The following is a 26,116-nucleotide window of genomic DNA, read 5'->3' as shown; positions in this document are numbered from 1 at the left end:
ACCGAAAAGACAAGCGGTTCGAGGAAAATTGTGTTGGAACCTGCCGAAAATACAGGGCATCTTAGGATGCATGCCCGTACTCTAATGAAACAACAATGTGTGCCTATAGCATAGATTATGACAAGAAACAGCCTGAATACCGATACAAAAAGACAAAAAACGGACAGCTTTCGTCACGACTTGCGCACACATTTGAGCGCCATTGTGTCTCTGACTGACCTTATCCGCAAATCTGAAGATCAGGAGAAAATAGCCGCCCTTATCGAGGCTCTGCATTTTGCCGCCAGCAATGCCATGACCATGGTGGAAGGCGGGGCTGAACTATTCAAACAGCCCAAACAGGAGACGATCCTGCTCAGTTGCTGGCTAAAAGAATTCGAAGGTCTGGCGTCGCTGCTAGCCAATTCCCATGGCGCGCGGTTCCAACTGGCAATTTCTCCAGATCTCGAAGAGGGTGCCCCCCTGGCCCCTGCGCCGAGCTACCTGCACCGCACCCTGATGCTATTGCTCGACAATGCCCTCAAATATGCGCAGCAGGCGACGATCACGCTAACTGCCGCGCTCAAGTCGGACACCGAGATCCTGCTCACCTTGTGCGACGATGGCCCAGGCTTTCGGGAGGAAAATCCCGAATTGCTGTTTGAGCCCTATCATCGCGGCGAAGGCCAAGATGCCTCAGATGGCAAGGGCCTCGGCCTATGGAGCGCACGCCACATTCTCTCCGTCATGGGCGGCACCATCACGGCACAGGAAAACACGCCACACGGAGCCTGCTTTCTCATAACTCTGCCCTTGGAACAAGCCCGCCTTCCCGAGCCGGAAAAGTCGAAGCCATCCAGACCCAGCATCAAGCACGCCCTAACCGAGAAGCAAGGTAATGAAAAAGAGCGAGCAAAAATCCTCATCGTCGATGACAATAAAACCAATCTGCTTATTCTGGCAGAAATCCTGAAGGCGTTGGGCTTTAGCCCGATCACAGCACAATCAGGCAGCGAAGCGCTTGAATTATTGAAACACATCCAGCCGGATCTGGCGATCTTTGATATCCGCATGGATGGCATGAGCGGATGGGACCTGATCAAGCACATACAGCAAAAGAAAAATCACGCGGCTCTGCCCGTCATCGCCATTTCCGCAGACGACGCCCCTCAAACGATTGCGCCCTTCAAGGCGTGGCTCAGACGCCCGATTGAAGCGGATACGCTCTATGAGCTGCTGACTTCCTGCCTTGCAGACAGCACTCTCGCTCGGCCTAAAAGCCAGTAAAATAACGGGCCACTAAGCCAGCATCGGTAAAACACCATGAAAAAGGGTCCGTAATACGGGCCCTTTGTATGTGCCAGCATTTTCATATGCTGGGAGGCTTGTTTTAAAACAGGCTCAGGTCACCAGCTCGGCGATATTCTTCATGATTTCGTTGATCTGGAAATTCTTCGGCGTGTAAACGGCCGCAACTCCATAGCCCTTGAGGATCCCCTCATCTGCAGGTGGAATGATCCCCCCCACCACCACCGGCACATCATCGAGCTCGGCTTCCTTCATCAGTTTCATGACATCGCCCACCAGTGCCAGATGCGAACCGGACAGAATGGATAGACCAACCACATGAACACCCTCTTCAAGCGCGGTATTGACGATCTGCTCCGGCGTCAGGCGAATGCCCTGATAGACAACTTCCATGCCAGCGTCCCGCGCCCTCACGGCAATCTGCTCCGCACCGTTGGAATGACCATCAAGGCCCGGTTTGCCGACCAAAATCTTGAGGCGCCGCCCAAGCGTTTCAGAGGCCTTGTTGACCGCTTCGCGTACATCGGAAACATCGTCCCCCTCCATGCGAGCGGATTTGCCAACGCCGGTTGGCGCTCGATATTCCCCAAAAACATCTCGCAACACGGCGGCCCATTCGCCGGTTGTCACGCCTGCCTTGGCGCAAGAAATGGAAGGCTCCATGATGTTGGCCCCGGCCTCGGCCGCCTCGCGCAAAGCTGTCAGCGCATCTTCAACAGCAAGATCATCGCGCGCCTCGCGCCAAGCCTTGATCTTGTTAATGGCTTCCTCTTCAACAGCTGGATCAACGGTCAGGATGCCACTATCTTCGCCGGATGAGAGCGGGGAAGGCTCGCTTTCCTGATACTTGTTGACGCCGACAAGAACCTGCTCACCACTCTCGATCCCCTCAAGGCGCTTGGCGTTTGATTCAACGAGCTTCTGCTTCATATAGCTTGATTCAATGGCCGAAATCGCGCCGCCCATTTCTTCAATGCGGACCATTTCCTCGCGGGCCTCAGCCTTGAGAGCCCTGACCTTGGCATCAATCGCGGATGACCCGTCAAACAGATCCCCATATTCCAGAAGGTCTGTCTCAAAAGCCATGATCTGCTGCATCCTCAAAGACCATTGCTGATCCCACGGGCGGGGCAAGCCCAACGCTTCGTTCCAGGCGGGGAGCTGAACCGCGCGGGCGCGGGCATTCTTGGACAGCACCACCGCCAGCATCTCGATCAGAATACGGTAGACGTTATTTTCGGGCTGTTGTTCGGTAAGCCCCAACGAATTGACCTGCACCCCGTAGCGGAAGCGGCGATAGCGTTCCTCTTCCACCCCATAACGCTCGTGGCAGATCTCATCCCACAATTCCGCAAAGGCGCGCATCTTGCAGATTTCGGTCACAAAGCGCATGCCCGCATTGACGAAAAAGGAAATGCGCCCCACAGCCTTTGGGAAGTCCTCTTCGCTGAGCACATCGCTTGCCTTGACGGCATCCAGCACGGCGATCGCCGTTGACAGCGCATAGGCCAACTCTTGCACCGGTGTCGCGCCCGCTTCCTGCAAATGATAGGAGCATACATTCATCGGGTTGAACTTGGGCATATGGCTGTAGGTAAAGCCGATGATATCGGTTGTCAGCTTCAGAGATGGCTTGGGCGGGAAGACATAGGTCCCCCGCGAGAGATATTCCTTGATAAGATCATTCTGCGTGGTGCCTGCAAGCTTGGCTCTGTCAGCTCCCTGCTCGTCAGCCACGGCTATATAGAGCGCCAGCAGCCAGGCAGCCGTTGCATTAATCGTCATCGAGGTATTCATCTGATCGAGCGGTATCTGATCGAACAGCTCCCGCATATCGCCGATATTGGCAATAGGCACACCAACCTTGCCCACTTCACCACGCGCCAGCGGATGGTCCGGATCATAGCCCGTCTGGGTCGGCAGATCGAAGGCGACCGATAGGCCCGTCTGCCCCTTGGACAGATTGTTCCTGTAAAGCGCATTGGATGCCTTGGCGGTTGAATGCCCCGCATAGGTGCGAAAGATCCACGGGCGGTCCTTTTCCTGACCGGACACGGATTTTTTGGCACCGGCAACTTCCATACTTTTGTTTATAGCTTCTGCGCCACTCATTTTGCTCTCCTCCCGCAAAGGCCGCACGGGCTCCACCCCTATTCAGAGCCCTTCCCTGTCAGGCCGCTGCCAAACGCATCCGGACAGCTCAATTGAGACAAGGTCTTACGGCTTTTCCCCTCTACTCTCCCGTTCTTCATGCCCCTCAAGACAGCCACAGGAGAGATTGCCTCTCTTCAAGCTCCGAGTGTCTCTTCGCACACGCAAAATGCAAATTGGCAATAAGACTTATATCTTCTGGCCCAATAATTTTGGATAATTTCGCAATCGCACCATAAAATGGGACCAAGCTCACCCATTTTTGCTGCATCGCAACATAATCAGAATCGCAGACAGTTCGTAATGATCGGGAGGAGCACCAATGACCGAGGACTTGCTTGCCCAAGGCACAACCGGTGAGAAGAAGGATCTCTATGAAATCGGAGAAATTCCACCGCTGGGCCATGTGCCAAAAGAAATGTATGCCTGGGCCATCCGCCGCGAACGCCACGGGCCACCGGAAAAATCATTTCAGGTCGAAGTGGTGCCAACATGGGAACTGGACAGCCACGAAGTGCTGGTTCTGAATATGGCCGCCGGTGTCAACTATAATGGCATCTGGGCGGGCCTTGGCGAACCGGTCTCCGTGTTCGACGTGCACAAGCAGCCTTACCACATCGCAGGGTCTGACGCCTCCGGCATTGTCTGGGCGGTTGGCAGCAAGGTCCGCAACTGGAAAGTCGGCGACGAAGTTGTCATCCATTGCAATCAGGATGACGGCGACGACGAGGAATGCAATGGTGGCGACCCGATGTTCTCGCCCACACAGCGCATCTGGGGCTATGAGACGCCAGACGGCTCCTTTGCCCAATTCTCCAAGGTTCAGGCGCAGCAGCTGATGCCCCGCCCCAAGCATCTCACTTGGGAAGAAAGCGCATGCTACGTGCTGACCCTCGCCACCGCCTACCGAATGATGTTCGGCCATATGCCTCATGAGCTGAAGCCTGGTCAGAATGTGCTGATCTGGGGTGCTTCGGGTGGCTTGGGTGTCTTCGGCGTGCAGATTGCAGCCGCAGCAGGCGCCAATGCCATTGGCGTCATCTCCGATGAAAGCAAGCGCGATTTTGTCATGAACCTTGGAGCCAAGGGTGTCATCAATCGCAAGGATTTCCATTGTTGGGGCCAGCTACCCAAGGTGAACTCCCCCGAATATGCCGACTGGTTTGCCGAAGTGCGCAAATTCGGCAAGGCCATCTGGGAATATACCGGCAAGGGCAAGAATGTCGATCTGGTCTTCGAGCATCCCGGTGAAGCCACGATGCCGGTCTCCACATTCGTCGTCAAGCGCGGCGGCATGGTGGTCATTTGTGCGGGAACCTCAGGCTTCAACCTGACCATGGATGCCCGCTATGTCTGGATGCATCAAAAGCGCGTTCAGGGCTCCCACTTTGCCCACCTAAAACAGGCCATGGCCGCCAACCAGATGGTGATCGATCGCCATATCGATCCTTGCATGTCAGACGTCTTCACATGGGAGCAAATCCCCAAGGCACATGAATTGATGCTGAGCAACAAGCATCAGCCGGGCAACATGTCCTGCATGGTCAATGCGACCAGAACGGGCCTCAAGACTCTGGAAGAAACCATTCTAGCCAGCCGCAGCTCCTAACAGGCAAGGCCAATCTGGAAAGCAGACAGATAAAAGCCGGGATATCCCGGCTTTTTCTTTCCCGCAAATTGTTCAACATCACCCTATGAGCATATGCCCCCACACACGCCTGCTCGGGCCCTAATAGTCATTGGCCGGCTCTTCCGGCGGCGGCATGGCTGTCTTTTCATCAGGATCAGGATAGGGCTTGGCATGCTTGCTGCGCTCAATGCGGCGCCAGCGAATAATCCAGGCATTCACCTCGGCGCCATATAGAAAGATCATGGAGATGATCTGCAAAAAGATCAGCGTTGCCACAACACCGGCCAGGCCCGCATAGACACGTGCATATTGGGCAAAATGCGACAGATAGTAGGAATAGGCTTCGGCCGTGAACCACCATAAAACAAGCGTGGTCAAGGCTCCGGGCCAGAGATCGGCCCACTCGGTCGTACGCATGGGCAGCCAGCGATGGCTCGCCACCAGAAACAGAGTCAAAAGCGGAATGGCGATCCCCAACCGCACCACGTTGAAGGTGTACTGAAAATCCTCGATCCATGAAAAATGCGGCTTGAGCATATTCCATGCGATGGGCGCAAAGAACAGGGCCGAGGCAACAATGATCATCACACCCGTCGCCCCAAAGATGGCCAACAACCCCATCGCCCTGCGCGACAGGATCGACCGGCGTTCATAATAGCCATAAGCACGATTAAGCCCTTCGCGCAGGCTCTCTACCAGTGACGTCAGGGTAACGAGGAAGACGACCAGAGAAATGGACAGCAGGCTGCGGGTACGCTCGGCAATTACCGCATCCACATCGGGCTGCAAGATATCTGCGATCGCGTCCGGCAACAGTAAGCTCAGCATATCCTGCAAGACTTTGCCCAGCGCATCGCCACCGATCCAGACGGACACACCCGTAAGCAGCAGCAAAAAGGGAAAAATGGACAGCAGCATGGAAAAGGCAATGTTGCTGGCGAGCGCAAAACCGTGATTGTCTGAAAAGCGCCAGAAGATCCGGACCGGCACGACTATCCATTCCCAAAGACGCATCATTTCCAACTATCCGAATTCATTAGCCTTACGCAACAACAGGAAACCACAAACACCCCCCACTCCATGTGACAGCCAGAGTTTGACACCAGATAGGGAGCACAGCATGCTTGTTCGTTTTGCTATAAAGGTCCCGCCATGCGCGCAGCCTTTATAGGCTTCTGACCTGAAAAAGCAATCCGCTCCATCGCCCCAGAGAGACATCCGGAGCCCACATCATAATCAATGTTTACCGTGCCGGTCCGGTTCCCATTGGACTTTTCCGCCCTCAGCGGATAAAGCTGGAGCTTCTGTATTTTAAGCCTTTCTTTCGACCTGCCACTCAAGAAACACCATGACCTCCAGAACCGCAGGCATATTGCCGATCCTCGCCCCTCTTTTGTTTGTTGTCCTCTGGTCAACCGGCTTTGTCGGCTCGCGCATGGGTGCCCCCTATTCCGAGCCCATGACATTCCTGACCCTGCGGTTTGGCTCGGTGCTGCTGCTTCTGCTGTCTATTTCACTCATCCAGCGCGCCCGCTGGCCCAATCCGCGCCAAGGCTTTCATGCCTTTGTGTCCGGCTTCTTGATTCACGGCATCTATCTTTCGGGCGTCTTCTGGGCGATTGATGATGGCATGCCTGCGGGCCTGTTCGCCCTGATGACCGGATTGCAGCCCGTATTAACGGCCTTTTTCGCCCATCTTGTTCTGAAAGAGCAGATCACCAAAAACCACGCCCTTGGCTTTGTCCTCGGGCTTATCGGCATCTCCATGGAGCTGCTTCCGCGTCTCAGCGGCGGGGCTTTCTCTGTTACCCCGATACAGGTCCTCGTCTCCCTCGTGGCGGTCATCGCCATTTCCTTTGGAACGGTCTACCAGAAGCGCTTCGCTGCCAATCTGGACATCCGCACGGCCACTATCTTGCAATATATCGCGGCCGCGCTTTTCTGTGTAGGCCTCAGCCTGCTAACGGAAAGCCAGACCATCATCTGGTCAGGAGAATTCATCTTTGCGTTGGTTTGGCTCGTGCTGGTGCTTTCCATCGGCGCCATCTTCCTGCTGCTTTGGCTCATAGAGAAGGGGGCCGTCTCCAACACCGCATCGCTTTTTTATCTCGTACCCGCCGTGACCGCGACCATTTCCTTCCTGCTCTTTGGCGAGCCCATCACACCCATGCAGGTGGCTGGAATGATCGTCACCGCCCTCGGCGTCATTCTGGCCAGCCGCAGAAAAAGCTGACAGCAACGGCCCGTCCTCTACCTCAAAGACAGCGGAAAATTCTGCGACAAAAGTCGTGTGCACCGCAACATGTCAGACGAACGTCTTTGATGCCTTACCCCTTTGGCTTATTGCAAATATAGCCTTCGCCCTTCAATGTGCACTGCAACATAAAAGCAATTGATTGCACCCGTCACCCTGTCTCAAGCCGTCATCTGGCGGAGAAGTCCAACGGCAGGCCAGACATTGCATCAGGGGGGAGAAACCATGTCTTTGACCATCGAGACCCAGCCGATCGCCATTCCTGACACATTGATGTCCGACATGGACGCAGCGGTCGCGACCTGTGAAAGCCTGCTCAAGGGGCTGGTCGATATAGTCTATGAAAAGGTAGCCGAGGATGGCCGCGTCAAGTCTGGCAAAGTGGAAGCCGAACAGCGCCTCACTCACGGCCTTGCATGGTTTGCCACCTATGTGGAAGCGCTCAAGGAAATGCGCGGCTATAGCAAGACTATGAGCGATGAAGGTCGCTATGGCGAGATGGAATCGCTCGTCACCCGCCTTGCCTTTGCCGAATATCTGGCACAGATTTTTGGCGGCATTCCCATGACGCAGGGTGAAATCGTGCGCCTTGCTGATTTTGGCGTGTCTGCCGAGACCATCGCTGCCGCCCAGAGCCCGGAAGTGGCCCGCCTTATGGCCGAAGGCAACACCAAGGAAATCCGCACCCGCCTTGTCGCCCTCATGGAAGCGGCAGAAGGGGCGGCCTCCTTTGGCGATGCGGGCCTTGACGAAACCATGGAAGCCTTCCGCGATGAAATGAACCGCTTCGCCGAAAGCGAAGTCACCCCGCATGCCCATGAGTGGCATCTCAAAGATGCCTATATCCCGATGGAAATCATCGAGCAAATGGCCGAAATGGGTGTCTTTGGCCTGACCATTCCGGAAGACTATGGCGGATTGGGGCTTGGCAAGGAAAGCATGTGTGTGGTCTCCGAAGCCCTTTCGCGTGCCTTCATCGGTGTGGGGTCTCTCGGCACCCGTTCCGAGATTGCCGCTGAATTGATCCTGTGCGGTGGAACGGAAGAACAAAAGGAAAAATGGCTGCCGATGATCGCCTCCGGCGAGATCCTGCCAACCGCTGTTTTCACCGAACCGAACACCGGCTCCGACCTTGCCAGCCTGAAGACTCGCGCTACACTGGACGGTGACACCTATAAGGTGACCGGCAACAAGACATGGATCACTCACCCCGTGCGCGCTGACCTGATGACCCTGATGGTCCGCACCAATCCGGCCGAAGCCGGCTATAAGGGCCTGTCCATGCTGCTGGCAGAAAAACCACGCGGTGATGATGACAATCCCTTCCCTGCGCAAGGCATGGATGGCGGCGAAATCGAAGTGCTCGGCTATCGCGGCATGAAGGAATATGACATTGCCTTCGACAATTTCGAAGTCAGCAAGGATAATCTGTTGGGCGGAGAAGAAGGGCAAGGCTTCAAGCAATTGATGCAGACCTTTGAGGCAGCCCGCATCCAGACAGCTGCCCGCGCCATTGGCGTGGCCCAGAATGCTCTGGATCTTGGCCTTCGATATGCGCAAGAGCGGGTGCAGTTCGGCAAATCGCTGATCAACTTCCCGCGTGTCATCGACAAGCTGGCCATGATGGCCGCTGAAATCATGGTGGCCCGTCAGCTCACCTATTATTCAGCCCGTCAGAAGGACCACGACAAGCGCTGCGATCTGGAAGCAGGCATGGCCAAGCTGCTTGGCGCTCGCGTCGCTTGGGCCGCCGCTGACAATGCCTTGCAGATCCACGGCGGCAACGGCTTCGCGCTGGAATATGCCATCTCCCGCGTCTTGTGCGATGCCCGTGTGCTCAATATTTTCGAAGGAGCAGGCGAAATTCAGGCACAGGTGATCGCGCGCCGCCTTCTGGATACGCGCAGCTAGGCCAGCATTCCTGTGGAGCAACCGCCACAACCAGCATCACGAGGGGGAGGCCCACGCCTCCCCTTTGTGTATTTTGCCAATTGCCATCCCTTGCGAAATAAGGCTTTTTCACATCCCTGTAATGCCTCTGCCATCAATCAGGGAAAAGCTCTTGATCCGATGCGCTCAGGCGCGTTTAACTCCAATTGATCAAGAGGGAAGGAAAAGACAATGCGCTGGCGCGGAATCAATCATGTGGAATTTTCAGTCCTCGATTATGACAAATCGATTGCCTTTTACGATCTGATGTTTGGCTGGCTCGGCTATAAGAGTTTCTGGACGCTGGATGTGGGCTACCGCTCCACTTATTACATGGCCCGCTTTCCCATGCCGCACAGCTATATCGGCATTCAGCCCGCCAAGAGCGGAGAAAAATTCGATTTCCCGGCCCGCCCTGTCGGCGTGCATCACATTGCGCTCTGGGCCAAAAACAGCAAGGAAGTGGATGCCTTCCACAAAGAGTTTCTTATGCCCAACCACGTGCCGGTTACAGAAACACCCGCTGAATATCCGCTTTATGCGCCGGGCTATTATGCCACCTTCTTTAATGACCCAATCAATGGCATCCATTGGGAGCTGGCCCATATCCCGCGCTTGCCGTCCCTTAAGGCCATTCGCAACTGGCGAAAGGCCATGAAGGACGAAGAAACAAAACATCCCGAATGGAAGCACCCATTCTCGAAAGAATCCGAGCGTTCACTACCCCCACGCGATTGCTAAGCGCGCCGTCCTCCCCCAGGCCCTGAAGACATTACCCGAAAGACATCATGACCCAGCGTTCCATCCTCATCACCGGTTGTTCCTCAGGCATTGGTCGCCACTGTGCGCTTCAACTCCACAAAGAGGGCTGGCAGGTTTTTGCTACCGCCCGCAAGATCGAAGACATAGAGGCCCTCAAGAATGAAGGGGTTACGGCCATTTACATGGATTACACCGACCACCAGTCGATCAAGGCCTGTGTGGAAGCGGTTTTGAACCATACCGGTGGCCAGCTTGATGCCCTCTTCAACAATGGCGCCTATGGTCAGGCCGGTGCGGTGGAAGACCTCAAGACAGACATACTGCGCACCCAGTTCGAGGCCAACCTTTTTGGCTGGCACGAATTGACCTGCCAGATCATCCCCGTCATGCGGCGTCAGGGATATGGCCGGATCATCCATTGTTCTTCGGTTCTGGCGCTTACCGGCCTTGCTTTCCGCGGGGCCTATGTGGCCTCGAAATATGCCCTTGAAGGCCTGACGGACACCATGCGCATAGAAATGCACGGCAGCAACATCTCCATTTCGATGATCCAGCCGGGCCCGATCACCAGCCAGTTTCGTGAAAATGCCCGCCTGAATTTCATCTCAACGGTGGACACAGAAAATTCCGTCTATAGCGAGCGCTACAAGCATCGCCTCAAGGCCATGGAATCCGATGCGCCGGGCAAGTTCGAGTTGCCGCCCGAAGCGGTTTACAAGAAGCTGCACCACGCCCTTCATGCCCGCAACCCGAAACCGCGCTATATGGTAACCGTGCCAACCTACATCATGAATGTCTTGCGTCGCTTTCTGCCCACCAGAGCGCTTGATGCCTTTTTGCGTGCCTATGGGGATTGATCCCGCCCAACCAAAGTTCAGTAACGGACATCTTTCATGCGGTTATGCCCCCCTGCTAGACTGCGCCGACAAGCCCTAGTGAGTGCCCCTCTTTTCCAGAGAGATCAAAAGAGAAACCGCGATCAACGAAAAGGGCGACTTGGCAGCATCCAGCAAGAGTGAAGAAACGTGCATGTTGCTTAACCCCAGATCAGGAGTGCAGCATGTCTTCGATTCTTTCCGCTCTCATTCCCATCGCGCTGCTCGCTGTTGCGCTCATTCTGGTTGTTGGCCTCGTCAACATGATGCGTGGCAGCAACCCCAACCGGTCGCAAAGATTGATGCGCTGGCGCGTTCTTTTGCAGTTGTTGGCCATCGTCATCGTCATGGCGAGTTTGTATTTCCTGCAATAGGAGCAATAGGAGCCGAGAACGCGAGGGCTGGCCCTGTGACCAAAACAACACGCCGCCGTGAAGAAGCCTGCGAGCGAATAAAAATTTCCCGATTTCGGGTGGCATCCACCGCTTGCTTGGGCTAAAGATGGGGAAACAATAGCTTTGCCTTGGACGATTAGCATGAAACATGCCGCTCTTATTTCAGCACTAATGCTCACCTGTGCCGCTGGTGCAGCCAACGCAGCCGATTATACCGCACCCGGCGAAATGGGTTTTCTCAGCGAACTGCGCATGGGCGTCATGGCGCATGACGTGACCCGTCGCGAAGATGGTACGGTTGATCTGCAAGCCGAAGTTCTTTTCAATGCCTTTGGCACACCGGCAGAGAATGCCTCTGTCTGGGAACGTTTCCTGACACCGCGCCCCCATATCGGAGCTTCCCTCAACACGGATGGCAAGACATCTTACGGCTATGCCGGCTTTAGCTGGCTGTTCCCGGTCTACGGCCCTGTTTTCGTTGAAGGCAGCTTCGGCGGCATGGTTCATGATGGCAAACTGAGCAATACGGATCCTGACCGTGAGCCTCTGGGCACCCGTGCGCTGTTCCACGAGTCAGCTTCCATCGGTCTGGACTATGAACGTATCCGCGTAATGCTCACCGTTGAGCATAGCTCCAACGCTGGTCTTGGCAATTGGAACCACGGCCTGACCAACGTCGGCGCACGCGTCGGATACAAATTCTGATAAGCCAACGGCCTGACATAAAGGCCGCTTGAAGCAAGGGAATGACGATCCGTCATCTTGCGTCTGATCAGGAACCATTTAAAGTGCGTCTGACATTGCATCAGGCGCATTTTTTGTATGTGCCTACTCCTGCAATCTGGTGACCATATTTCATTCAAAGGCGCAGCTTGTGACAGCGCCGCAATCCCATAGCCAAAAACGGAAAGATCTTCGATGGTTCGTCTCAACAAAATCTACACGCGTACAGGTGACAAGGGAACAACCATGCTGGGCACAGGCGAGCGCCGCCCCAAGCACGATTTGCGCGTTGAAGCCTACGGAACAGTTGACGAAACAAACTCGATTGTTGGCCTCGCCCGGCTGGAAACCGCAGATAACCCGGAACTGGATCTGATGCTTTCCCAGATCCAGAACGATCTGTTTGATCTGGGGGCCGATCTGTGCACACCAGACAGCGGCGAAAAGCTCGATTATGAACCGTTGCGCATCATTGCCAGTCAGGTCGAGCGCCTTGAAAAGCAGATCGATCAATTGAATGCGGATCTGGAACCCTTGAAGAGCTTCATTCTGCCCGGCGGCGCCAGAGCATCGGCCTATCTGCATTATGCCCGCACGGTTTCACGCCGCGCCGAGCGTCTGGTAACGGCCCTTGCCGCAGAGGAAAACGAACCCGTATCCGCTGAGGCCATCCAGTATCTCAATCGTCTTTCTGACTTTTTCTTCGTTGCAGCCCGCTGGGCCAACAACAAAGGCACCGCAGATGTGCTCTGGGTTCCCGGCCAGAATCGTTAAGAACCCGTTAAGAGACCACAGCAAGGCCTGAGCGCGACACGACAAATCAGAAGGCCAACGGAGGCACGCAGAGCATGTTCATACCCTTGCATGACAGGAATGCCCTTCATTATGTCCGCTGGCAGTATGTCACACTCGGGCTCATCCTTGCCAATTGTCTTGTTTTCCTGATCAGCGGCGGCCCGGGTGACGGCCAAACCCTGCAAAATTTTGCAGTGTCCTACGGTCTCATTCCGAGCAGCCTGATTTGGCAATCTCCAGACTTGCTCGGGCCAACCTCTGGCATGCATTGGGGCACCTTCATCTCCTATGCGTTTCTGCATGGTGGCTGGATGCATCTCATCGGCAACATGGCCTTTCTCTGGGTCTTTGGCGACAATATCGAAGACGCGATGGGGCATGTCCGCTTTCTCGTCTTCTATTGCCTTTGCGCCGCAGGGGCGGCCCTGCTGCATGCGCTAGCCAACTGGGGCTCGCCCGTGCCGCTCATAGGAGCATCAGGCGCAACAGCGGGCATTATCGCCGCCTATCTCATGCTGCATCCCGATGTCCGCGTCTGGATCCTGATCCTTGGACGCATACCCCTTCCAATTCCCGCTATTTACTGCCTTGGTGCCTGGCTCGGGCTGCAACTTTTCAACTCCCTGACCAGCACAGAGGCCACTGTTGCATGGTGGGCGCATGTGGGAGGAGCGATCACGGGAGCCATTCTTATCCCCTTTATGAAGCGAAAAACAGTCCCCCTGTTCCAACGCGCTACGTGAAACTACCCAAAGGTTTAAGGGCCATGACAGAAACTCATGCGTCTCAGACTGACGGATTGTTGACAGGCCCAAAAGCTGCCATTACCGTCCTCCCCGATCAGGAACAAAACAATGAAGCCGCTGATATTGGATGGTCTTTTCCAAATGATGTCAGCCAAATAATATCTGTGATCATATTTCTGACCCCCAAGACATCAGAAATTGATCTCGTGGGCCTCAAACAGCAGGGACGGCACAGCGGAGCATAAAGACTCCAGGCGCTCGCAGCGAGCCAAAGCCAGTTCTCTTGCACAACGCTCAAGTCAATTGAGCCGGCCTAATGCCGGTTCACATGGGAGAATTAATCCATGAAGATCCTTGTACCCGTCAAGCGGGTTGTCGATTACAACGTCAAAATCCGCGTCAAGGCCGATGGCACTGGTGTCGATCTGGCCAATGTCAAAATGTCCATGAACCCGTTTGATGAAATTGCGGTAGAGGAAGCCGTGCGCCTGAAGGAAGCCGGCGTGGCCAGCGAGATCGTTGTTGTCTCCATTGGCGTTCAGCAGGCGCAGGAAACCCTGCGCACCGGTCTGGCCATGGGCGCCGACCGTGCCATCCTTATCAAGTCAGACGCCCCCGTCGAACCTCTGGGCGTTGCCAAGCTGCTCAAGGCCGTTGTTGAAGAAGAACAGCCCGGCATGGTCATCGTGGGCAAACAGGCCATTGACGATGATGCAAACCAGACCGGCCAGATGCTGTCCGCACTTCTTGGCTGGGGCCAGGGTGCTTTTGCTTCGGGCATCAAGGTTGAAGGCGATGTTGCCAGTGTAACGCGCGAAATCGATGGCGGCCTGCAGAATGTAACGATCAAGCTGCCTGCCGTGATGACCGCTGACTTGCGCCTCAACGAGCCGCGCTATGCCTCTCTGCCCAACATCATGAAGGCCAAGAAGAAGCCGCTCGACACCAAGGAAGCCGCAGACTATGGCGTTGACATTGCGCCGCGCCTCGAAGTGCTTTCCACCGCAGAACCGGAAGCCCGCAAGGCAGGCATCAAGGTTGAGAGCGTGGCCGAACTGGTCGACAAACTGAAAAACGAAGCCAGCGTGCTTTAAGGCAAAGCGAGGAGATAGATTATGACAACCCTTCTGATTGCCGAACATAACAACGCGGCTTTGAATGACGCCACCGCAAAAGCCCTGAGCGCAGCGCTCGAGCTGGGTGGTGACGTGGACATCCTGATTGCTGGCAAGGATTGCGCAGCTGCTGCTGAAGAAGCGGCCAAACTGAGCGGAGCGGCCAAAATTCTGGTTGCTGAAAGCGATGCCCTTGGCCACCATATCGCAGAAGCCCTGTCTGCTCAGGTCGTTGCCATGGCAGACGCATATGATGCAATCGTGGCTCCGGCCACTTCCGTGGGCAAGAACTTCATGCCGCGTGTCGCCGCTCTGCTCGACGTCATGCAGCTTTCCGAAGTCACCAAAATTGTCTCGGCCGACACCTTCGAGCGCCCGACCTATGCTGGCAATGCCATCCAGACCGTCAAAAGCGCCGACAGCAAGAAGGTCATGACGGTGCGCACCGCCAATTTTGCAGCCGCGGCATCCGAGGGCTCTGCCAGCATCGAAAATGTTGCGGCAGCTGACGCGCCCGACACCACAACCTTCGTCAGCGAAGAGCTTTCAACATCGGATCGTCCCGAGCTTGCAAGCGCCCGAGCCATCATCGCCGGGGGCCGAGGTTTGGCGTCCGAAGAACAGTTCAACGGTCTTCTGACCCCGATTGCCGACAAGCTGGGCGCAGCCATCGGCGCTTCGCGCGCAGCCGTTGATGCCGGCTACGCTCCGAACGACCTGCAGGTCGGCCAGACCGGCAAGGTGGTCGCTCCCGAGCTGTATATCGCAGCAGGCATCTCCGGTGCCATCCAGCATCTGGCAGGCATGAAGGATTCCAAGGTCATTGTTGCCATCAACAAGGATGAAGAAGCACCGATCTTCCAGGTTGCCGATTATGGCATCGTGGGTGATCTGTTCGACATTCTGCCAGAGCTTGAAAAAGCCCTCTGATCTTGCGCTGAGTGGCCGCACAGATCTGGCGAAGCCGGTCAGGTGACAAACACGAACGCGTCTTTCCAGTCATCCCGCGCTCCTCTTGGAGCGCGGGATTTTTCATATCCGGCCTCACGGTGCAAGCAAATTATCCCCATTGTTTCGCGTAACTATCAGACTTTGATCGTAGTTTTGTCGAGCAAAGGCGCTTAGCACTTGCTGCACACATTCCATGCATTCATTTGCATTTGCGAAGCATTGCACAATCTGCCAAACTTGCCCGACCATCTGGAGGCCATGCCCTGGGCATCTTCCAGCCGCCGGGACAACGAGCAGAGAACCATAGCAGAGCAATCCGTGAGCAGTGAAATGTCTGAAATCAAGAAAGTTGGGATCATTGGGGCCGGACAAATGGGCAGCGGCATTGCTCATGTCTGCGGTCTATCCGGTTATGATGTGCTCCTGAATGACATTAATCAGGAAAGACTCGATGAGGCCATTGTCGAAATTACCAGCAATCTCGAGCGGCAGGTCACCAAGGGGCGCATTTCCGATGGGCAGAAACTGGCAGCATTGGCCAAGATCACCACAACGCTGGATCTGCAGACCATGGCTGATGTGGATCTGGTCATTGAGGCGGTCACCGAGCATGAGGAAACAAAGCGCAAGGTTCTTGCCTCCATCACGCCATTCCTCAAACCCGAAGCCCTTATAGCCTCTAACAGCTCGTCCTATTCCATCACCCGCCTCGCGGCGGCCACCGACAGGGCCGAACAGTTCATCGGCATGCATTTCATGCGCCCCGTTCCGATCATGAAGCTGATCGAACTCGTGCGCGGCATAGCAACGGATGAGGCGACCTTCAGAACTTCGGAAAAATTCGTCGAGAGCTTGGGCAAGACCGTTGCCGTCTCGGAAGATTTCCCCGCCTTCATCGTCAATCGCATCCTGCTTCCCATGATCAATGAAGCCATCTACACCCTGTATGAAGGGGTCGGCACCGTGGATGCCATCGATACCGCCATGCGGCTGGGGGCCAATCACCCCATGGGGCCACTGGAATTGGCCGATTTTATTGGTCTGGATACCTGCCTGTCCGTCATGCAGGTGCTTTATGATGGATTGGCTGACAGCAAATATCGCCCCTGCCCGCTGCTGGTGAAATATGTCGAAGCCGGCTGGTTGGGGCGCAAAACGCAGCGCGGCTTCTATGACTATCGCAGCGAAATCCCCATCCCGACGCGCTAGACTTTGCCCGAGCGATCAGGCGATCCCCCATCAAACATCAAGCCAGCCCAGCATCCGGGCTGGCTTTTCTGTACAGAAATATAGAAAAACACAGAAAACTATTTAAACACACTTTAACACAGTCTTAAGAGAGCTACCGGACAATTGGGCCAAGGCAAACCATGAAACAGGAGTAACCCCAAAGGAGAATACTTGATGTCCAGCGTAGCTTCGTCCGGTGCGGCAATCGCCTACACCAACGCAGCCCAGTCAAGCATGGATCTGGGTTCGACCCTAATAAAGATGGCTCATAACGCCGATATGAATATGGCCAACACCCTTGATGCCCTCGTCCAGAAGGGTATGCAGAATAGCAACTCTGCCCCTGAAGGCATGGGCAAGGCAGTCAATATCAAGGCATAAGGTCGCTCACACGCGTCCTGACGGCAATACCGCGCAGCCCTTCAAAGGCCTGCGCGCTAAAACCTGCGCTCAGAACCGGGCGTGGGCTCGCTCTCGTGTGCGGCATCCCCCAGTCCCGGTCCCCTAGGTCCTCCCGCTCCTTCTATTCCGATTCCACAATCGCTTTAACGAGTTCCTGCGCTTCTGCTGATGCCCAGGCAGCAGGGCCTGCCATATGCGCCAACGAGCAGCCATCCTTGTTGATGATCAGCGTTGAGGGCATACCAAACGCCATGCCCTTTGAGCGCAGGGCCGGAAACATTGCCATCTTCTCATCATAATAGAGCGTCAGATACTTGATGCCGATTTCATCGAAAAAGGCACGGGGCTTGTCTGGCGATTTGCGATCAAGACTCACCGTGACCACTTCAAAGTCATCCCCCCCGAGCGCAGCCTGTAGCCCATCAAGATCGGGCATCTCGTGACGACAGGGCGCGCACCAGGTCGCCCACAAATTGAGAAGCACCGTCTTGCCTTTGAAATCGGCAAGAGAAACAGCGCTGCCATCCTCGCGCTTGAACGCAAGTCCTGAGAAATCCACCGGATGTCCGCTGGTCTGGAGCGCCGCAATCGGCCCCTTGATCATGGGATCAATGGCGCCAATCTGCTGCTTGGCAGCAGGGCAGCTTTCTTGCGCGGAAACGGAGGGAGCCGCAATGGCAACAGCGCCGGAAAGGGCCATCAGAAAAATTAGGCCAGCACGCAAGGGCCGGAATTTTTGAGCAAATGAAAGCATTTCTGTTTCCCCTTCTTCAATCAAGACCCCCGCCGAAGACGGGAAATCATCACAATGAGCCACAAGTGAACGATCTTTCCTCAGTATTGGCGCTGACAGTCCCATTTTGTTATGGCATAAAGCAACACGACTTACCGATCTGATCAATGGAATAAGCATCATGAGTAATAAAATGTGGGGCGGCCGCTTCTCCGAAGGTCCGGACGCCATTATGGAAGAAATCAATGCTTCCATCGATTTCGATAAAAAACTCTACTCCCAGGACATTGCCGGATCCAAAGCGCATGTGCGCATGTTGGCCAAGCAGGAAATCGTGCCTGCCGATGATGCCAAAGCCATTGAACAAGGTCTAGACACAATCGCTGGAGAAATTGAGGCAGGGGACTTCACTTTTTCGCGTGCGCTGGAAGACATTCACATGAATGTGGAAAGCCGGCTTTCAGATCTCATCGGCCCCAATGCCGGACGGCTCCATACAGCCCGCTCGCGCAATGATCAGGTAGCCACCGACTTCCGCCTTTGGGTACGCGACACCCTCGATACCCTTGATGGACAATTGCTTGAGCTCCAGAGCACTTTCGCAGGCAAGGCAGAAGAGTTCGCCAATGCCGTCATGCCAGGCTTCACCCATCTTCAAAGCGCCCAGCCGGTAACCTTCGGCCACCATATGATGGCCTATGTAGAAATGCTCTCCCGTGACCGGGGCCGTGTGCAGGATGCGCGCAAGCGCATGAATGAATGCCCTCTGGGCTCTGCGGCACTGGCAGGCACTTCCTTCCCGATCGACCGTCACATGACGGCAGAAGCCCTTGGCTTTGACCGCCCGACGGCCAACTCGCTGGACGGGGTTTCCGATCGCGATTTTGCTCTTGAAGCGCTGTCTGCCGCCTCCATCTGCGCCATGCATCTTTCGCGCTTTGCTGAAGAGCTGGTCATCTGGTCATCCGCCCAGTTCCGCTTCGTGAAGCTTTCGGACAAATTCTCCACCGGCTCTTCCATCATGCCGCAAAAGCGCAATCCGGACGCAGCTGAATTGGTCCGCGCCAAATCCGGCCGCATCATCGGTGCGCTCAATGCCCTGTTGATCGTCATGAAGGGCCTGCCGCTTGCCTATTCCAAGGACATGCAGGAAGACAAGGAGCAGGTCTTCGACGCCTTGCAGAATCTGTCCTTGTGCGTTGCAGCCATGACCGGCATGGTCGCCGATCTGGAACCCAATGTGAAAGAGCTGAAAAAGGCCGCTGGCTCTGGCTATTCCACCGCCACGGATCTAGCAGACTGGCTCGTGCGGACACTGGGCATGCCCTTCCGCAACGCCCATCATGTCACCGGCAGCCTTGTTGCCATGGCCGCCGAGCGCAATATCGAGCTGCACAAGCTTACTCTTGAAGACATGCAGACGGTCGAGCCGACCATCACCGAAGATGTTTTCTCGGTGCTCTCGGTCGACAAATCCGTCCGAAGCCGCGTCTCTTTTGGTGGCACCGCTCCTGCCAATGTTAAAAAACAGGCAAAAAGCTGGCTGAAAAAGCTTGAAAAAGAAAAAGCAGCCAAGCAATAGTCAACAAGAACAAACAGGCCGGAGCCAACAAAGCCCGGCCTCGTTCATGGTGCGCTACCTCCGCCACCATCCAGACCATGCGAAGAAAAAGGGATATCAAGCGATGGCTCATGGCATTTTTTCAAAGTCCGTCGTCAAAACCGCCGCAACCGGCCTCATCGCATTGGGCATGGTGGCCAGCCTAGCTGCCTGCGGCGTGCGTGGACCACTGCAGGCCCCGTCAGCCAACACCAATGCACAAAGCACCATCAAGGATCCGGTGGCAAGCGAGGGAGCCGTTGACGAGCAAGAGCCTCAGGCCACCCCGACGAAGACGGCCAACGACGACTTCTTCCTCGACCCTCTGCTCTAGGAACAGCCTTACGTTACGGCCCCCCGGCGCCCGGAATCGAAACCATGCCCGCTCATCTGCCACGCAAAAGCGCGTGCTTGCGACTGAAGAGCCCAAAGAAAAGAGATAGCCATGCACCATTTCGATTATATCGACGGCGTCATGCATGCCGAAGGCGTTTCCATTCCGGACATCGCCAAGCAAGTCGGCACCCCTTTCTATGTCTATTCCACCGCCACGCTCGAACGCCATTACAAGGTGTTTTCCGAGGCTTTTGGTGATGTGGACTCCATGCTTTGCTACGCCATGAAGGCCAACTCCAATCAGGCTGTACTGAAGGTGCTCGCACGCCTTGGCGCTGGTGCAGACGTTGTCTCTGAAGGAGAAATGCGTCGCGCTCTGGCCGCAGGTATTCCCGCTTCAAAAATCCTCTTCTCCGGCGTAGGCAAAACTCGCCGCGAGCTGACCTTTGCGCTGGAACAGGACATTCTCTGCTTCAATGTCGAATCCGAGCCCGAGCTTGAGCATTTGAGCAGGATCGCTGCAGAGCTTGGCAAAGAGGCTCGCATTTCCTTGCGGATCAATCCGGATGTGGATGCAAAGACCCATGCCAAGATCGCGACTGGAAAATCGGAAAACAAATTCGGCATTCCCTGGAAGCGCGCCCGCAAGGTATATCAACGCGCCAACAGCCTGCCCGGCATCAAGGTCACCGGCATCGACATGCATATCGGCAGCCAGATAACCCATCTGGAACCCTTTGATTCTGCATTCGAGCGCCTTGAAGATTTGGTCAAACAATTGCGCAGCGATGGCATCGAGATCGATCATGTGGATCTGGGGGGCGGCCTGGGTATTCCCTACCAGAACACCCAGTCGCCACCGCCTCTGCCGCGCGACTATGCCGAAACGGTCAAGAAGCATGTCAAGCATCTCGACTGCAAGGTCTATTTCGAGCCTGGCCGCCTCATCGCAGGCAACGCGGGCGTGCTGATCACCGAGGTCATCTATCGCAAGGAAGGAGAAGGCAAAACCTTCGTCATTGTAGATGGTGCCATGAATGATCTCATCCGGCCCACGCTCTATGAAGCATGGCACGAGGCCAAACCCGTAACCGAACCATCCTACGACACCCCCGTCTCGAATGTGGACATTGTAGGCCCCGTTTGTGAAACAGGAGATTTCCTAGCGCAGGATCGTCCCCTACCGCATATGGATTCAGGCGATCTGGTGGCTATCATGTCAGCGGGAGCTTATGGCGCGGTGCAGGCCTGCACCTATAATAGCCGCCTGTTGGTGCCCGAAGTGCTGGTCAGTGGCGACAAGTGGCATGTCATCCGAGAACGCAAGAGCTATGACGCGTTGCTCGCGCTGGACAGCGTGCCAGACTGGCTGGAAGAATAGTCCGACCGATAGCTGAATGTAAAAAGGGATGGCAAATGCCATCCCTTTTTTTAAACGCTTGTCATAAGCTCCAGCCGGAAACCAACTTATCCATACATCGCACGCGACATGGAAACCGGACCAAGAGACGCCTCTCCAGACAGGGCCTCTCTTACGGCACGGCGAATTTCTGCCAGAGAAAAGGGTTTTGACACCACATCATGCACAATAGCAGCGAGGCTATCACAGCGCTCGCGCTGATCGGCAAATCCGGTCATCATCAGGATTGTCATTTCCGGCCAGCTGGTTGCGGCAGACTTGGCCAGTTCAATGCCATCCATTTCGGGCATCTTGATATCAGTCAGAAGCAGGTCAAAAGACCCTCCATGCTCTGCAAGAAGGTCCATAGCATCTGTTCCGTCTTCAGCGGTTTTGACGTCATGCCCGTCCATCATCAATGCCCGCTGCACAAACATGCGAACCCCGTCGTCATCTTCGGTAAGAAGAATTCGGGCCATAACCTTACCCCCAAAATACTCTTTTTAGTCACACCAAGATCTTTTGCCGATCTTGCTCGCCTATTTGACAGCCAAAAGGTTTACCAAAAGCGAAAACGGGACGGAAAAATTGAAGCACCGGCATGTTTACACATAAAGAAAAGCGCAGATCCAACCCTTCGGTTCGACCTGCGCCCTTACCCATAAATCACATTCAATTATCTGATTTTATTGATCGTTTTCTTCCAGATAGCCAACAAAAGGCACTTCCCGGTATGAGTGTGCCTTATCCATTCCATAACCGACAACAAATTTGTCAGGGCATTCAAAACCGACATATTCCGCATCAAGATCGGCGACCCTTTTGCCCGGCTTATCGAGCAAAACGGCAATGTCTGCGCGATTGGCGCCACGTTCCTGCAACAGATTCTTGGCATAGGCCAGAGTGCGCCCGGATTCCAGAATATCGTCGATCAGTAGCACATCGCGATCCTTCACGATCACCTCGATGTCCCGCACAACCTTCACATTGCCTGAAGATTTGGTGCCAGAGCCGTAGCTGGAGAGCGACATGAATTCCACTTCCAGCGGAACACCGGCGCGATACAGAGAGCGTAGCAGATCAGCTGCAAATACAAAGCTTCCCTTGAGGACCGCAATAACGAGCAGATTTTTATAACCAGCCTCTGCGATGGCGTTTGCCAGTTCCTGATTTCGGCTGGCGAGTGTCGCCTCGTCATAGAGGACTTCAATGGTATCTGTCATGAATTTTTCCGGCTTCCCTTCAGACTCAGACTCTGTCAGATGGCCTGGCCTATGATGATCTATTCGTTGAACACGCGCATCGAGAGATATCTTGCTTGCGCGGGCGCAGCAATCGACGTCTCGATCAGTTTGCGCTCACCCGGCCCGAGGCCCACATGGTCCGGTCCGATGGTCCATGAATAAAGCTCAAGACGCTCCTTGCCAAGGACGGAAAACTCCACAGAGGGAAGAATCACAGGTTCAGTGCCCGGATTGACCAGTTCGGTCTCGATGGCGAGCACTGGTGACCCGCTTTTCTGCTCAAGACGCACGTCAACCATCTCGATATCGACACCGACCACATTCACATCCATTCCAAACATGGAATAAAGGGAAGCGAGGTCCGGAATGCGTTTCACCCAGAATTGAGGCGCCATAAACAGAGCCCCCAGCAAAATCACCGTGGCGGCAAGAGCAGCGCTACCCATCACCCACTCTTTTTTCACTGAACGGCCGGCGCCGCCTCCCCCCTTTTGCTTTTTGGCTCGCGCCTTGCGCCGCCGACTGCGCGCCCGGGCTTCTGTTCCGCCGCGCGCGACTTTCTTTTGCGCTTCAAAAGCAGCGGCATCCAGAAGATCGACCACAGGAGGCTGGAAATCATCCCCGCCGTCTCCCTTCACGACAAAGGGCTTGGAATCCTCATCATCGGCCGCAGCATCATCTGCCCCGTCCTCAGACTCTCCTGCGGGCAAAGCCTCTGCTTTCTGGGGCTTCTTGGGTTTTTCAGCTTTTTCCGCCTTGCCAGCAGGCTCATCAAACAGGGAATCAATATCGTCCTGGCTCTGCTCCTCGCCTCTTGAGGGGCTGTCAAACAGAGCGTCAATATCATCCTGGCTTTGTTCTTCACTGCCGGAAGGGCTGTCAAACAGCGCATCGATATCATCCTGACTTTGCTCTTCGCCACCAGACGGGCTGTCAAACAACGCGTCAATATCATCCTGACTTTGCTCTTCACCGCCAGACGGACTATCGAACAGAGCGTCGATATCGTCCTGACTTTGTTCCTTGCCACCAGATGGGCTGTCAAACAGAGCATCGATATCGTCCTGACTTTGCTCTTCACCACCGGAGGGGCTGTCAAACAACGCGTCAATATCATCCTGACTTTGCTCTTCACCACCGGAGGGGCTGTCGAACAACGCGTCAATATCATCCTGACTTTGTTCCTTTCCCTCAGCAGGTTGCACCTCGGGTTCTTTTGCCGCTGGCTTTGGGGCAGGTTTGGGGTCAGGTGCCTTTTCAGGCTTCGGTTCAGGGGTCTGTTCCGCATGCCAGGTTTCCCCGCAACTGGAACAACGCACGGACCGCCCTTCAGCGCCGATATAATCATCGGGGACCTGATAGCTTGTCGCACAATTTGGGCAGGTTATCTTCATCGGTGCTTCAACGCTGCAAAGGAATGGGTATAAGCGGCTCCCCGCCTTTTGACGCCCACATTCTAGACAAAGCATTGAAAGGAGGCGAATCATCCACAACATAGGATATCAGCCATTAAGGCTTTGCCAAGCCCCGCTCAAAGATCAATGATTGTGTATAGTTATCGGGTGAATCGGGACACCAAATCATGCAAGCTGCCATCAAACGACCAGAAGGAAGATCATATTGATTCGCTTTGAGAATGTTGGCCTGCGCTACGGAATGGGACAGGAAGTGCTGCGCGATGTGTCTTTTCACATCCCACAGAACTCCTTTCAGTTTCTTTCCGGCCCCTCGGGGGCTGGCAAGACATCCCTGCTCAAACTGATGTTCCTTTCGCTCAAGCCCAACCGCGGCCTGATCAAGATCTTCGGCCGTGATACCGCTCGCCTTGACCATGACGAACTTGCCAAGCTGCGCCGACAGATCGGCTTTGTCTTTCAGGAATTCCGCCTGCTCAACCATCTGACAACCTTCGAAAATGTCGCTCTGCCATTACGGGTCAAGGGCATGTCTGAAAGTGCCTATAGAACCGATGTGGCCGAATTGCTGGAATGGGTCGGCCTTGGCCACCGTATGCATGTCTATCCGCCTGTAATGTCTGGTGGGGAAAAGCAGCGCGCAGCGATTGCGCGCGCGCTCATCTCCCGCCCCAAGCTTCTGCTGGCAGACGAGCCGACCGGTAACGTTGACCCGATTCTTGCCCGCCGCCTTCTGCGCCTGTTTGTTGAATTGCACAGATCAGGCACCTCCATTGTCATCGCAACGCACGACACCAGCCTGATGGATCAGATTGAGGCGCGCCGCATTGTGCTGAACGATGGAACTCTCTACATTTACGATTAAGAGAGGAGAGCCCCATGGCCAGACGCCCCACCGATAGAGACGGACAAGACAGAACGCACGCCCCGATGCCGTCCAGCACGCCGCGCGTCGGCCCCAATCTTGGTCCCAGGCCGGGTCCTGTGGGCGAGGAAGCGTTCAAGCCGCATGCCAGCACCAGACAACCGGCAGGCCCCAATGAGCTGCCTTCCCTGACCAAGGGCAAGAATCCGCTCTCCAAACCGGGCAAGGTGCGCAAGAAAAGCTCCAGAATGCGCCAGCTGCGTCAGATGAAGCCCAAGCGCTTCACCCAGCAGATCCCCTTCTCGGACAAGAAGCCCGGCCCGATTGTCCCCAAAGGAACCATCGCGGGCCACGCGCTCGTACTGGTTATCGCCATCATGAGCTTCCTTGCCGCACTCACTGTCGCAGCCGTGACCATCATTTCCGATGCTACGCGGGACTGGCAATCTGACATCAGCCGCGGCGCAACCATCCAGATCAGACAGCTGGAGGGCGTCGAGATGGAAGGGGAATTGGCCAAGGCCATCAATATTGCTCGCCAGACCCCGGGCATCACAAGCGCCACGGCCCTCACGTCGGATGAATCCAATTCGCTGCTCGAGCCATGGCTGGGGCTCGATATCACCTTTGATGATCTACCTATTCCGCGTCTGATAGAGCTGACCATCGATGACCCTTCGGCAGTGGACTTCGCATCATTAAGCAGGCAATTGCAGGAGCAGGTGCCCGGCGCCGTTCTGGATAACCACCGCTTCTGGGTGGAACGACTGCGTTCCATGGCCGAAACCGCCATCTTCATCGGCTTCACCATCATGGTGCTGGTGGTCACAGCCACGGTTCTAACCGTGGTCTTTGCCACCAGATCGGCCATGTCGGGCAACAAGGAAACGATCGAGGTGCTCCACTTTGTGGGAGCCAGCAACAAATTCATTGCCGGCGAATTCCAGCGCAAATTCTTTACCCTCGGCTTTCAGGGCGCCCTTGCTGGCGGCGGGACCGCCGTCGTCACCTTCCTTATCATACAGGGGTTGCTGCGCGCGCAGGAAGGGTCTGCCGCCCTTGATCAGATGCAGGCCCTACTCGGTGTTGTGCAACTGGGCGCCAACGCCTATCTTGGCACCTTCGCTCTGGTGATCTTGATCGCCGTATTCACCGCAATCACAACACGATTGACCGTTATGAATACGTTGAAAAAGCTATCCTGAGCAGAATTGGCCTCGACAGGCTGTGCCCAAATGCGGATAAAGCACCCATCACAACCAACGCCGGACCCGGAATG

General features: G+C 55.3%; 26 protein-coding genes. 20 read left to right on the top strand and 6 right to left on the bottom strand.

Annotation, left to right across the window (positions count from 1 at the left end; genetic code table 11):
- Window positions 1-204: 204 nt before the first annotated feature.
- The gene (locus tag ACKPCT_RS20875) at window positions 205-1,266 is read left to right on the top strand and encodes a hybrid sensor histidine kinase/response regulator (RefSeq protein ID WP_175528113.1); all 1,062 of its coding nucleotides are present in this window, start codon (window positions 205-207) and stop codon (window positions 1,264-1,266) included.
- A 114-nt stretch (window positions 1,267-1,380) separates the two neighbouring features.
- Here the strand turns inward: ACKPCT_RS20875 and ACKPCT_RS20870 are convergent, their stop codons facing one another.
- The gene (locus ACKPCT_RS20870) at window positions 1,381-3,369 is read right to left on the bottom strand and encodes a protein meaA (protein WP_319569448.1); all 1,989 of its coding nucleotides are present in this window, start codon (window positions 3,367-3,369) and stop codon (window positions 1,381-1,383) included.
- A gap of 391 nt (window positions 3,370-3,760) precedes the next feature.
- Here ACKPCT_RS20870 and ccrA point away from each other — a divergent pair, with 391 nt between their 5' ends.
- Window positions 3,761-5,047, top strand: coding sequence for a crotonyl-CoA carboxylase/reductase (ccrA, locus tag ACKPCT_RS20865; RefSeq protein WP_090073919.1), 1,287 nt, complete (start codon window positions 3,761-3,763; stop codon window positions 5,045-5,047).
- 120 nt (window positions 5,048-5,167) lie between these two features.
- Here ccrA and ACKPCT_RS20860 read toward each other — a convergent pair whose 3' ends face one another.
- Window positions 5,168-6,085, bottom strand: a complete 918-nt coding sequence (locus ACKPCT_RS20860; protein WP_090073921.1) for a YihY/virulence factor BrkB family protein — start codon at window positions 6,083-6,085, stop codon at window positions 5,168-5,170.
- Between the two features lie 331 nt (window positions 6,086-6,416).
- On the opposite strand from ACKPCT_RS20860, the gene ACKPCT_RS20855 reads away from it, so the two are divergent.
- From ACKPCT_RS20855 to ACKPCT_RS20795, 13 genes are all read left to right on the top strand, one after another.
- Window positions 6,417-7,301, top strand: a complete 885-nt coding sequence (locus tag ACKPCT_RS20855; protein WP_319567865.1) for a DMT family transporter — start codon at window positions 6,417-6,419, stop codon at window positions 7,299-7,301.
- A gap of 246 nt (window positions 7,302-7,547) precedes the next feature.
- On the top strand, window positions 7,548-9,233 hold the full coding sequence (locus ACKPCT_RS20850) for an acyl-CoA dehydrogenase family protein (protein ID WP_319567864.1): 1,686 nt from the start codon (window positions 7,548-7,550) through the stop codon (window positions 9,231-9,233).
- Between the two features lie 210 nt (window positions 9,234-9,443).
- Entirely contained in the window at window positions 9,444-9,992 is a 549-nt protein-coding gene (locus tag ACKPCT_RS20845) for a VOC family protein (RefSeq protein WP_090073925.1), read from the top strand.
- A 47-nt stretch (window positions 9,993-10,039) separates the two neighbouring features.
- Window positions 10,040-10,870, top strand: coding sequence for an SDR family oxidoreductase (locus ACKPCT_RS20840; protein ID WP_090073927.1), 831 nt, complete (start codon window positions 10,040-10,042; stop codon window positions 10,868-10,870).
- Between the two features lie 203 nt (window positions 10,871-11,073).
- Window positions 11,074-11,262: a twin transmembrane helix small protein gene (locus ACKPCT_RS20835; RefSeq protein WP_319567863.1), complete on the top strand. Its 189-nt coding sequence runs from the start codon at window positions 11,074-11,076 to the stop codon at window positions 11,260-11,262.
- Between the two features lie 162 nt (window positions 11,263-11,424).
- Entirely contained in the window at window positions 11,425-11,988 is a 564-nt protein-coding gene (locus ACKPCT_RS20830; RefSeq protein WP_319567862.1) for an acyloxyacyl hydrolase, read from the top strand.
- A 213-nt stretch (window positions 11,989-12,201) separates the two neighbouring features.
- Window positions 12,202-12,780 (top strand): cob(I)yrinic acid a,c-diamide adenosyltransferase, encoded by a 579-nt coding sequence (locus tag ACKPCT_RS20825; RefSeq protein ID WP_319567861.1) that lies wholly within the window; start codon window positions 12,202-12,204, stop codon window positions 12,778-12,780.
- Window positions 12,781-12,854: 74 nt separating this feature from the next.
- Window positions 12,855-13,544 (top strand): rhomboid family intramembrane serine protease, encoded by a 690-nt coding sequence (locus ACKPCT_RS20820; RefSeq protein ID WP_090073933.1) that lies wholly within the window; start codon window positions 12,855-12,857, stop codon window positions 13,542-13,544.
- A gap of 23 nt (window positions 13,545-13,567) precedes the next feature.
- Entirely contained in the window at window positions 13,568-13,792 is a 225-nt protein-coding gene (locus ACKPCT_RS20815) for a hypothetical protein (RefSeq protein WP_319567860.1), read from the top strand.
- A 99-nt stretch (window positions 13,793-13,891) separates the two neighbouring features.
- Window positions 13,892-14,641 carry an electron transfer flavoprotein subunit beta/FixA family protein gene (locus ACKPCT_RS20810; protein WP_090073936.1) on the top strand — a complete coding sequence of 250 codons (750 nt, stop codon included), beginning with the start codon at window positions 13,892-13,894 and terminating at the stop codon, window positions 14,639-14,641.
- 21 nt (window positions 14,642-14,662) lie between these two features.
- Window positions 14,663-15,592, top strand: a complete 930-nt coding sequence (locus ACKPCT_RS20805) for an electron transfer flavoprotein subunit alpha/FixB family protein (protein ID WP_090073937.1) — start codon at window positions 14,663-14,665, stop codon at window positions 15,590-15,592.
- A 351-nt stretch (window positions 15,593-15,943) separates the two neighbouring features.
- Window positions 15,944-16,822: a 3-hydroxybutyryl-CoA dehydrogenase gene (locus tag ACKPCT_RS20800; RefSeq protein ID WP_090074135.1), complete on the top strand. Its 879-nt coding sequence runs from the start codon at window positions 15,944-15,946 to the stop codon at window positions 16,820-16,822.
- Between the two features lie 195 nt (window positions 16,823-17,017).
- Window positions 17,018-17,224 (top strand): hypothetical protein, encoded by a 207-nt coding sequence (locus ACKPCT_RS20795; protein WP_090073939.1) that lies wholly within the window; start codon window positions 17,018-17,020, stop codon window positions 17,222-17,224.
- Between the two features lie 142 nt (window positions 17,225-17,366).
- Here the strand turns inward: ACKPCT_RS20795 and tlpA are convergent, their stop codons facing one another.
- A complete protein-coding gene (tlpA, locus tag ACKPCT_RS20790) occupies window positions 17,367-17,999 on the bottom strand; it encodes a thiol:disulfide interchange protein TlpA (protein ID WP_319567859.1) in 633 nt (210 codons plus the stop codon).
- Between the two features lie 160 nt (window positions 18,000-18,159).
- On the opposite strand from tlpA, the gene argH reads away from it, so the two are divergent.
- From argH to lysA, 3 genes are all read left to right on the top strand, one after another.
- Window positions 18,160-19,560 (top strand): argininosuccinate lyase, encoded by a 1,401-nt coding sequence (gene argH / locus ACKPCT_RS20785; RefSeq protein WP_090073941.1) that lies wholly within the window; start codon window positions 18,160-18,162, stop codon window positions 19,558-19,560.
- A 103-nt stretch (window positions 19,561-19,663) separates the two neighbouring features.
- A complete protein-coding gene (locus ACKPCT_RS20780) occupies window positions 19,664-19,912 on the top strand; it encodes an LptM family lipoprotein (RefSeq protein WP_139229295.1) in 249 nt (82 codons plus the stop codon).
- A gap of 111 nt (window positions 19,913-20,023) precedes the next feature.
- On the top strand, window positions 20,024-21,295 hold the full coding sequence (gene lysA / locus ACKPCT_RS20775; RefSeq protein ID WP_319567858.1) for a diaminopimelate decarboxylase: 1,272 nt from the start codon (window positions 20,024-20,026) through the stop codon (window positions 21,293-21,295).
- A gap of 86 nt (window positions 21,296-21,381) precedes the next feature.
- Here lysA and ACKPCT_RS20770 read toward each other — a convergent pair whose 3' ends face one another.
- The 3 genes from ACKPCT_RS20770 to ACKPCT_RS20760 form a co-directional block, all read right to left on the bottom strand.
- Complete coding sequence (locus ACKPCT_RS20770; protein ID WP_090073947.1) at window positions 21,382-21,792, bottom strand: response regulator; 411 nt, start codon at window positions 21,790-21,792, stop codon at window positions 21,382-21,384.
- A gap of 207 nt (window positions 21,793-21,999) precedes the next feature.
- Window positions 22,000-22,536 (bottom strand): hypoxanthine phosphoribosyltransferase, encoded by a 537-nt coding sequence (hpt, locus tag ACKPCT_RS20765; RefSeq protein WP_090073949.1) that lies wholly within the window; start codon window positions 22,534-22,536, stop codon window positions 22,000-22,002.
- Between the two features lie 59 nt (window positions 22,537-22,595).
- Entirely contained in the window at window positions 22,596-23,951 is a 1,356-nt protein-coding gene (locus ACKPCT_RS20760) for a zinc-ribbon domain-containing protein (protein ID WP_319567857.1), read from the bottom strand.
- Between the two features lie 226 nt (window positions 23,952-24,177).
- On the opposite strand from ACKPCT_RS20760, the gene ftsE reads away from it, so the two are divergent.
- On the top strand, window positions 24,178-24,837 hold the full coding sequence (gene ftsE, locus ACKPCT_RS20755) for a cell division ATP-binding protein FtsE (RefSeq protein ID WP_090073953.1): 660 nt from the start codon (window positions 24,178-24,180) through the stop codon (window positions 24,835-24,837).
- A gap of 14 nt (window positions 24,838-24,851) precedes the next feature.
- The gene (locus ACKPCT_RS20750) at window positions 24,852-26,042 is read left to right on the top strand and encodes a cell division protein FtsX (protein ID WP_319567856.1); all 1,191 of its coding nucleotides are present in this window, start codon (window positions 24,852-24,854) and stop codon (window positions 26,040-26,042) included.
- Window positions 26,043-26,116 lie beyond the last annotated feature (74 nt).

This window comes from Cohaesibacter marisflavi (assembly GCF_963665895.2).
GTDB classification, from domain to species: domain Bacteria; phylum Pseudomonadota; class Alphaproteobacteria; order Rhizobiales; family Cohaesibacteraceae; genus Cohaesibacter; species Cohaesibacter marisflavi.
The sequence above is the reverse complement of the archived record's forward strand: the minus strand, read 5'-3'. Positions and strand labels throughout refer to the sequence as shown.

What these genes read in the sequence shown, in the direction of transcription:
- argH (WP_090073941.1), top strand. Translation starts at nt 18,160, where the DNA reads ATGAGTAATAAAATGTGGGGCGGCCGCTTCTCCGAAGGTCCGGACGCC.
- ACKPCT_RS20780 (WP_139229295.1), top strand. Translation starts at nt 19,664, where the DNA reads ATGGCTCATGGCATTTTTTCAAAGTCCGTCGTCAAAACCGCCGCAACC.
- ACKPCT_RS20810 (WP_090073936.1), top strand. Translation starts at nt 13,892, where the DNA reads ATGAAGATCCTTGTACCCGTCAAGCGGGTTGTCGATTACAACGTCAAA.
- ACKPCT_RS20820 (WP_090073933.1), top strand. Translation starts at nt 12,855, where the DNA reads ATGTTCATACCCTTGCATGACAGGAATGCCCTTCATTATGTCCGCTGG.
- hpt (WP_090073949.1), bottom strand. Translation starts at nt 22,536, where the DNA reads ATGACAGATACCATTGAAGTCCTCTATGACGAGGCGACACTCGCCAGC.
- ACKPCT_RS20855 (WP_319567865.1), top strand. Translation starts at nt 6,417, where the DNA reads ATGACCTCCAGAACCGCAGGCATATTGCCGATCCTCGCCCCTCTTTTG.
- ACKPCT_RS20770 (WP_090073947.1), bottom strand. Translation starts at nt 21,792, where the DNA reads ATGGCCCGAATTCTTCTTACCGAAGATGACGACGGGGTTCGCATGTTT.
- ACKPCT_RS20795 (WP_090073939.1), top strand. Translation starts at nt 17,018, where the DNA reads ATGTCCAGCGTAGCTTCGTCCGGTGCGGCAATCGCCTACACCAACGCA.
- ACKPCT_RS20830 (WP_319567862.1), top strand. Translation starts at nt 11,425, where the DNA reads ATGAAACATGCCGCTCTTATTTCAGCACTAATGCTCACCTGTGCCGCT.
- ACKPCT_RS20845 (WP_090073925.1), top strand. Translation starts at nt 9,444, where the DNA reads ATGCGCTGGCGCGGAATCAATCATGTGGAATTTTCAGTCCTCGATTAT.
- ACKPCT_RS20870 (WP_319569448.1), bottom strand. Translation starts at nt 3,369, where the DNA reads ATGGAAGTTGCCGGTGCCAAAAAATCCGTGTCCGGTCAGGAAAAGGAC.
- ACKPCT_RS20825 (WP_319567861.1), top strand. Translation starts at nt 12,202, where the DNA reads ATGGTTCGTCTCAACAAAATCTACACGCGTACAGGTGACAAGGGAACA.
- ACKPCT_RS20750 (WP_319567856.1), top strand. Translation starts at nt 24,852, where the DNA reads ATGGCCAGACGCCCCACCGATAGAGACGGACAAGACAGAACGCACGCC.
- ACKPCT_RS20800 (WP_090074135.1), top strand. Translation starts at nt 15,944, where the DNA reads ATGTCTGAAATCAAGAAAGTTGGGATCATTGGGGCCGGACAAATGGGC.
- lysA (WP_319567858.1), top strand. Translation starts at nt 20,024, where the DNA reads ATGCACCATTTCGATTATATCGACGGCGTCATGCATGCCGAAGGCGTT.
- ACKPCT_RS20860 (WP_090073921.1), bottom strand. Translation starts at nt 6,085, where the DNA reads ATGATGCGTCTTTGGGAATGGATAGTCGTGCCGGTCCGGATCTTCTGG.
- ccrA (WP_090073919.1), top strand. Translation starts at nt 3,761, where the DNA reads ATGACCGAGGACTTGCTTGCCCAAGGCACAACCGGTGAGAAGAAGGAT.
- ACKPCT_RS20840 (WP_090073927.1), top strand. Translation starts at nt 10,040, where the DNA reads ATGACCCAGCGTTCCATCCTCATCACCGGTTGTTCCTCAGGCATTGGT.
- ACKPCT_RS20835 (WP_319567863.1), top strand. Translation starts at nt 11,074, where the DNA reads ATGTCTTCGATTCTTTCCGCTCTCATTCCCATCGCGCTGCTCGCTGTT.
- ACKPCT_RS20815 (WP_319567860.1), top strand. Translation starts at nt 13,568, where the DNA reads ATGACAGAAACTCATGCGTCTCAGACTGACGGATTGTTGACAGGCCCA.
- ACKPCT_RS20850 (WP_319567864.1), top strand. Translation starts at nt 7,548, where the DNA reads ATGTCTTTGACCATCGAGACCCAGCCGATCGCCATTCCTGACACATTG.
- ACKPCT_RS20805 (WP_090073937.1), top strand. Translation starts at nt 14,663, where the DNA reads ATGACAACCCTTCTGATTGCCGAACATAACAACGCGGCTTTGAATGAC.
- ACKPCT_RS20760 (WP_319567857.1), bottom strand. Translation starts at nt 23,951, where the DNA reads ATGAAGATAACCTGCCCAAATTGTGCGACAAGCTATCAGGTCCCCGAT.
- tlpA (WP_319567859.1), bottom strand. Translation starts at nt 17,999, where the DNA reads ATGCTTTCATTTGCTCAAAAATTCCGGCCCTTGCGTGCTGGCCTAATT.